The organism is Streptomyces sp. NPDC054932 (genome assembly GCF_053610205.1).
The window spans coordinates 1-6,693 of sequence record NZ_JBSGXU010000295.1 but is presented as its reverse complement, the minus strand read 5'-3'; the positions used below and the strand labels follow the sequence as shown (position 1 = coordinate 6,693).

Annotated in this window: 6 protein-coding genes and 1 tRNA gene; 4 read left to right on the top strand and 3 right to left on the bottom strand. The window is 72.8% G+C overall.

What is annotated here, in order from left to right:
* The first annotated feature begins 285 nt into the window (after positions 1 to 285).
* A complete protein-coding gene (locus tag ACWGE1_RS39120) occupies positions 286 to 1,659 on the top strand; it encodes an NAD(P)/FAD-dependent oxidoreductase (protein ID WP_453425236.1) in 1,374 nt (457 codons plus the stop codon).
* Here the strand turns inward: ACWGE1_RS39120 and ACWGE1_RS39115 are convergent, their stop codons facing one another.
* The 3 genes from ACWGE1_RS39115 to ACWGE1_RS39105 all read right to left on the bottom strand — a co-directional run bounded on the left by ACWGE1_RS39115 (position 1,660) and on the right by ACWGE1_RS39105 (position 3,933).
* On the bottom strand, positions 1,660 to 2,067 hold the full coding sequence (locus tag ACWGE1_RS39115) for a hypothetical protein (protein ID WP_453425235.1): 408 nt from the start codon (positions 2,065 to 2,067) through the stop codon (positions 1,660 to 1,662).
* On the bottom strand, positions 2,064 to 3,773 hold the full coding sequence (locus ACWGE1_RS39110) for a right-handed parallel beta-helix repeat-containing protein (protein WP_453425234.1): 1,710 nt from the start codon (positions 3,771 to 3,773) through the stop codon (positions 2,064 to 2,066). The genes ACWGE1_RS39115 and ACWGE1_RS39110 overlap by 4 nt, the downstream gene beginning before the upstream one ends.
* Before the next feature lie 86 nt (positions 3,774 to 3,859).
* Positions 3,860 to 3,933 (bottom strand) — tRNA-Thr (locus tag ACWGE1_RS39105).
* A 185-nt stretch (positions 3,934 to 4,118) separates the two neighbouring features.
* Here ACWGE1_RS39105 and ACWGE1_RS39100 point away from each other — a divergent pair.
* From ACWGE1_RS39100 to ACWGE1_RS39090, 3 genes are all read left to right on the top strand, one after another.
* On the top strand, positions 4,119 to 5,207 hold the full coding sequence (locus tag ACWGE1_RS39100) for an ABC transporter ATP-binding protein (protein ID WP_453425233.1): 1,089 nt from the start codon (positions 4,119 to 4,121) through the stop codon (positions 5,205 to 5,207).
* A 213-nt stretch (positions 5,208 to 5,420) separates the two neighbouring features.
* A complete protein-coding gene (locus ACWGE1_RS39095; protein WP_453425232.1) occupies positions 5,421 to 5,834 on the top strand; it encodes a hypothetical protein in 414 nt (137 codons plus the stop codon).
* 28 nt (positions 5,835 to 5,862) lie between these two features.
* On the top strand, positions 5,863 to 6,621 hold the full coding sequence (locus ACWGE1_RS39090) for a nucleotidyltransferase family protein (protein WP_453425231.1): 759 nt from the start codon (positions 5,863 to 5,865) through the stop codon (positions 6,619 to 6,621).
* The last annotated feature ends 72 nt before the right edge of the window (positions 6,622 to 6,693 follow it).

Genomic DNA, 6,693 nt, shown 5'->3' with positions numbered 1-6,693 from the left:
GTGTCCCCGCAGGACGAGCGCGCAACCACCCCGCACAGCCGAGAAGAGCCCGCGCGCGCCGAGCCGAGGAGACACCCCGGCACGGCACCACGCACGGACCCCACACCAACACCGCCAAGCCGCCCGCAGGGGACCGGCCGAGGAGACACCCCGGCACGGCACCACGCACCGACCCCACACCAACACCGCCAAGCCGCCCGCAGGGCAACGGGCCACCCCCGACGCCCCGAATCGCGACATCCTGTCCCTGGACACCCCTCCGGGGCGGGGTGTACCAACTGCTCCATGACGATCAACGGCGGTATTTCCTTCTGGTACGCGACCGACCACAACGCCCCGCCCCGCGCCCCCCTCACCGCCGACGCCACCGCCGACGTCGTCATCGTCGGCGGCGGCTACACCGGCCTGTGGACGGCCTACTACCTCAAGCGCGCCGCCCCCGACCTCCACGTCACCGTCCTGGAGCAGAAGTTCTGCGGCTACGGCGCCTCCGGCCGCAACGGCGGCTGGCTCTACAACGGCATCGCCGGCCGCGACCGCTACGCCGCCCTCCACGGCCACCAGGCCGCCCTCCGCCTCCAGCACGCCATGAACGAGACGGTCACCGAGGTCATCGACGTCGCCACCAAGGAGGGCATCGACGCCGACATCCACCGCGGCGGCGTCCTCGAAGTCGCCCGCACCCCCGCCCAGCTCGGCCGCCTCAAGGCCTTCCACGCCCACGAGGTCGCCTTCGGCGAGACCGACCGCGAGCTCCACGACGCCGCCGCCACCCGCGCCCGCATCGACATCGCCGACGCCGTCGGCTCCAGCTGGAGCCCGCACGGCGCCCGCATCCACCCCCTGAAGCTGGCCAGGGGCCTGGCCGCCGCCTGCGAACGCATGGGCGTGGTGATCCACGAGTCCACCCCGGTCACGGAAATCTCCGCCGGGAAGGCGGTCACCCCTTACGGGACGGTCCGCGCACCCCACGTCCTGCGCTGCACCGAGGGCTTCACCGCCGCCCTCAAGGGCCAGAAGCGGTCATGGCTCCCGATGAACTCCTCGATGATCGTGACCGCCCCCCTCCCGCCCGCCACCTGGGACCGGCTGGGCTGGTCGGACAGCACGCTGCTCGGCGACATGGCCCACGCGTACATGTACGCCCAGCGCACCGCCGACGACCGCATCGCGATCGGCGGGCGCGGGGTTCCGTACCGCTTCGGTTCCCGCACCGACAACGACGGCCGCACCCAGCCCGCCACCGTCTCCGCCCTGACCGCGCTGCTGACCGCCTTCTTCCCGCAGCTCGCGGGTACGGAGATCACCCACGCCTGGTCGGGCGTCCTCGGCGTCCCCCGCGACTGGTGCGCCACCGTCGCCCTGGACCGCGCCTCGGGCCTTGGCTGGGCGGGCGGCTACGTCGGATCGGGCGTCGCCACGTCGAACCTCGCGGGCCGCACCCTGCGCGACCTGGTCCTCGGCGGTTCCACCGAACTGACCACCCTGCCCTGGGTGAACCACCGCGTCCGCCGCTGGGAGCCGGAACCGCTGCGCTGGCTCGGCGTCCAGGCCCTCTACGCCGCCTACCGCGAGGCGGACCGCCGCGAGGCCGCCACCCACCGCCCGACGACCACGCCGCTGGCCCGCCTGGCGGACCGGGTCTCGGGCCGCCACTGATCAGACGGCCGCGGTCAGGCCCTCGATCGCCGTCCGGGCCCACTCCTGCGCCCCGACCGCCGTCCCGGCCACCACCCCGGTCGCGACGGGCGCGAGGGCCCCCTTGAGCGCGGCCAGCGCACGGCGCAGCCTCCCCGGGTCGGGCTCGCCGGCCCCGGCGACCTCCGCGAGGACGTCCTGGGCGGCGGACTCGGCGTCCTCGCGGTCCCGGTCGGGCAGACCCGCCCCGGGGAGCTGCCGCAGCAGGTCGGCGACGAGGGCGGCGAGGGCCTCGGAGCCGGGCGCGGGTGCGGTGTTGTTCTGCTGGTTCTGGGTGACCGTGTCGTTGCCCCAGGCGAACTGGGCTCCGGAGACGGCGCCGTGGAAGACCGGACCGGACCGGTCGGCGTCCTGCTGCTGATCGCTCATGTGCGAGTACCGTCCTCGTTCGTCGTCCGGTGCTGGACGGCGTGGACGTTGTTCCACGCCAGCTGGACATCGTGGACCGGCCCGTTGAAGACCGCTCCCTCGTAGTGGTTGTGGACGACCGTCGGGCCCGGTTCGGTCCGGACGGCCTTTTCGAGCACCGGCAGCGATGTGCGCACCCCGGTCAGGTCGACGAGCCCGTTGTGCAGGACGCCCAGCTGCCCCGCCCCCGTCACGGAGCAGTTCTCCAGCCGGCCGCCGGAGCGGTCGACGAAACTCGCCCCGCTCACCTTGCAGTCGGCGAGGGTGGCGCCGACGACCTCCAGCCGGGCCGAGTCCCTGGCGAAGACGCCCAGTCCGTCGCTGCCGGTCACGGTGAGGTTCCGCGCGACGACCCGTGCACTGCCGAAGGAGGACGCCCCGCAGGTGGTCACCGCCGCGGCCCGGCAGTCGTCCAGGAGCAACTGGGTCTCCTCCCCGGCGCCGAAGGCCAGCGCCGCCCGCTCCACCGACACCCGGCGCAGCGTCACCCAGGTCTGTCCGAGAGCGGTCACCGCGGCCATGTCGATGTCACGCATCACGCCGTCGGTGAGCTCGGCCTGCGTGCCGCCGTTCCCCTTGGTCTCCAGTCCGGACGGGCAGCGTTCTACCGTGACGTGCTCGAAGACGGCGGTGGCTTCGTCGTGGACCCGCAGGGCTGCGCTGGTCAGGTCCCGGATCTCGATCCGGGTGAACCGGCCGCGGCCGCCGTCGGTGACGGCGATCCCGGCCTTGCCGCCCGCGACGCGGCAGCCGTGGACCTCCGGGGCGCCGCCCCGGGTCACGAACACGGCGACGTTGCCCGCGGCGGAGATCTCGCAGTCCTGGAACCGGCCGCGGCCCCCGTTGTTGACGTCGAGCCCGGTGTCGCGGCAGCCGGTGATCACGCAGTCGCGCACCACCGGGTCGGCGCCGCTCGCCACGGCGATCCCGGACCGCGCGTCGACGACCCGGGTGCGCTCCACGGAGCCGCGTGACTGCTCGACGAACCCGATGCCCTCCCCCTCCACGGACTCGACGAGGCAGTCGGCGACGGCCAGCTCCGACCGCGCGCCCGCGAAGACCGCGGCCATCCCGGTGCGGGTCAGCACGCACCCCTCGATCCGGGCCCGCCCGCCGCTGACGAGGACCCCGTGGATCCGGCTGCCCTCGATCCGGCTGCCGAGGAGCGAGAGCCGGCCGCCGTCGATCACGGCGAGCGCGTTGTCGGCGGCGTCGGTGAACCGGCACCGCTCGACGAGCCCGTCCGCCCCCGCGAGCAGGAACCGGCCGTGCAGGACCGTGCTGTCCCGCAATGTCACCGAGGTGCCCGGCCTGGCGTGCACCGCGACACCGTCGTCGGCCCGGATCTCGGTCTGTTCCAGCGTCAGCGTCCCCGTGTGGCAGCCCACCGCGTCGGCGCCCCGGCCGGCCAGTACGAGCCCCTGGACGGCGACCGGTCCGAAGGTGTCGAGAACGGCGCCCCGCGGCCGCGCCACCACGACCGAGCCCGGACCCCCGACGGCGACCAGCCGGACGTCGCCGCGGACGGTGAGCGTCTCCTCGTAGTGGCCGGGTTCGATCTCGATGAGCGCCGCCCGCCCGCGCCGGGCCGCCTCGGCGAGGGCGGAGGTGATGTCCCGGTGGGCGCGCCGGCCCCCGTGCGGTGAGACGACGTAGCGCGCGACCATTCCCGCCTCCCCCTGCCGGACAGCCCCCGAACGATCAGAGGCCCTGCCGTCCGCTCGGACGACAGGGCCTCTGTGTACTTCCTCAAAGCCCCCTGTCGGGTTCGAACCGACGACCCCCGCTTTACAAGAGCGGTGCTCTGGCCAGCTGAGCTAAGGAGGCGCAACCGTCCTCACTCTACACAGCGGCCCACATCGCGTAATGCGAAATTCGACACCTTCCCGGTGCTGACAGGAAGGGGATCGGCGGGTAGCGTCGAGCGGAAGTCCACCCCGGTGGACTAGACCCATTCTTCCTTCCACTCGGATCGTCCGGCACGTTCCTGCCGGTAGAAGGGATTCATCACCATGGCTTCTGTCACTTTCGACAAGGCGACCCGTCTGTACCCCGGCGGCGACAAGCCCGCCGTCGACCAGCTCGAGCTGGAGATCCAGGACGGCGAGTTCCTCGTCCTCGTCGGCCCGTCCGGCTGCGGAAAGTCCACCTCGCTGCGCATGCTCGCCGGCCTGGAGGACGTCAACGGCGGCGCCATCCGCATTGGTGACCGCGACGTCACGCACCTGCCGCCCAAGGACCGGGACATCGCGATGGTGTTCCAGAACTACGCGCTCTACCCGCACATGACCGTCGCCGACAACATGGGCTTCGCGCTCAAGATCGCCGGCGAGGACAAGGCCACCATCCGCCGGAAGGTGGAGGACGCGGCGAAGATGCTCGACCTCACCCAGTACCTCGACCGGAAGCCGAAGGCGCTCTCGGGCGGTCAGCGCCAGCGCGTCGCCATGGGCCGCGCCATCGTGCGCAAGCCGCAGGTGTTCCTCATGGACGAGCCGCTGTCGAACCTCGACGCCAAGCTCCGCGTCTCCACCCGCACGCAGATCGCGGCGCTCCAGCGCGACCTCGGCATCACCACCGTCTACGTCACCCACGACCAGGTCGAGGCCATGACCATGGGCGACCGCGTGGCCGTCCTGAAGGACGGCCTGCTCCAGCAGGTCGACACCCCGCGCAACATGTACGACCGCCCCGCGAACCTCTTCGTCGCCGGCTTCATCGGCTCCCCGGCCATGAACCTGGTCGAGGTCCCGATCACCGACGGCGGCGTGAAGTTCGGCGACAGCGTCGTCCCGGTGTCGCGCGAGGCGCTGTCGGCGGCGGCCGACGCGGGCGACCGCACCGTCACGGTCGGCGTCCGCCCGGAGCACTTCGACGTCGCCGAGACCGGCGGTCTGACCATCGTCGTGAACGTCGTCGAGGAACTCGGCGCCGACGGCTACGTCTACGGGTCCACCACGACCGCCGAGGGCTCGCAGGACCTCGTGGTCCGCGTGGGCGGCCGCCAGGTCCCGGAGAAGGGCTCCAGCATCCACGTGGTGCCGCGCGCGGACGAGATCCACGTCTTCTCGACCTCCTCCGGCGAGCGGCTGTCCCACTAGCAGCTCCCGCGGGTTTCACAGCGGTTGGAGGGGCGTCCCGTCAAGGGGCGCCCCTTCGCCGTCCGTTGCCCGGCGCGACCCCTGCGGGAACCCCGGCAGACCGGGCCATTCGGCCCCAACCGTCAACCCCCAATTCGAAAAACCACGTCGAACCATCCCCCGACAGGGTGACTAAATGTCGCCAAATCTTCACCGAGCGCTACTCTCGCCCTCGTGACCCACACTGCCCGCCGTATCGGCCGTTCCCTCGCCCTGGTCCTGCCCGTCGTCCTGGTCCTGTCCGGGACCCTCGCGGTCACGATGGTCCCCTGGGCGGACACATCGTCCTCCCAGGTCCTGACCGCCTCCGCCGAGGACGTCTCCGTCCCCGCGAAGCCGCGCGCCGCGCACGACGTGCTGCGCGATCAGCTCGTCGGCGAGCTGCAGCAGGGCGGTCGGCCGGACGACGTCCTCACCCACCTCCAGCAGGAGGTGAACCGGCGACCCTCGCTCGCCGAGCACTGCGTGGGGATCGCGCGGGCGCTGGGGCGGGCCGCCGTCGACGCGTACGGCCCGACGAAGGCCCAGTCCTTCGCCCGCCCCGTCTGCGACACCTCGTACGCCTCCGGCGTCGCTTCCATGGGCTGAGGCGCGCCGTCTCCCTACGCTGGCCGCCATGACCGACGACCACCGATCCGCTCCGCCCGCAGCCGCGTTCCCCGCCGCCCCCACCCAGGCCGTCGTCCTGGCGGGCGGCCTGGGTTCGCGGCTGCGTCCGTACACGGACGACCGCCCGAAGCCGATGGTCGAGATCCCGGGGACGGGGGTGCCGATCATCGGGCACCAGCTGGCCTGGCTGGCCTCCGAGGGGGTCACGGACGCGGTGATCTCCTGCGGGCATCTCGCCGGGGTGCTCCAGGAGTGGCTGGCCGGGGCCCGGTTGCCGCTGCGCGTGACCACGGTGGTCGAGGACGAGCCGCTGGGGCGCGGCGGCGGTCTCAAGTACGCCGCCCGCAGCCTCCCGCACCCGGACCGGGCCTGGTACGCGACGAACGGCGACATCTGGACCCGCTTCTCGCTCCGGGAGATGGCCGCCTTCCACGCCGAGCGGGACGCGGTGGCCACGCTTGCGCTGGCCCGGCCGCGGATCCCGTGGGGGGTCGTGGAGACCAACGAGTTCGGGCACGTGCTGGACTTCATCGAGGCCCCGCCCTCGCCCTATCCGGTCAACGCCGGGGTGTACGTCTTCAGTGCCGAATTCGCCGCCCTGCTCCCGGACTTGGGGGACCACGAGCGGACGACGTTCCCGCGGCTGGCCCGTGAGCGGCGGCTCGCGGGCTTCCCGCTGCCACAGGGCGCCTACTGGCGGGCGATCGACACCGTGAAGGACCTCACCGAGGCCGCACGGGAGTTGGCGGCGCAGACGGGCCCCTGAGGCCCTTCCCGGCCGTCCGCCCCTCCCGCCGTCCGTGGGTACGCGGCTCCGCGCGCCCGGCACGGGAAAGGC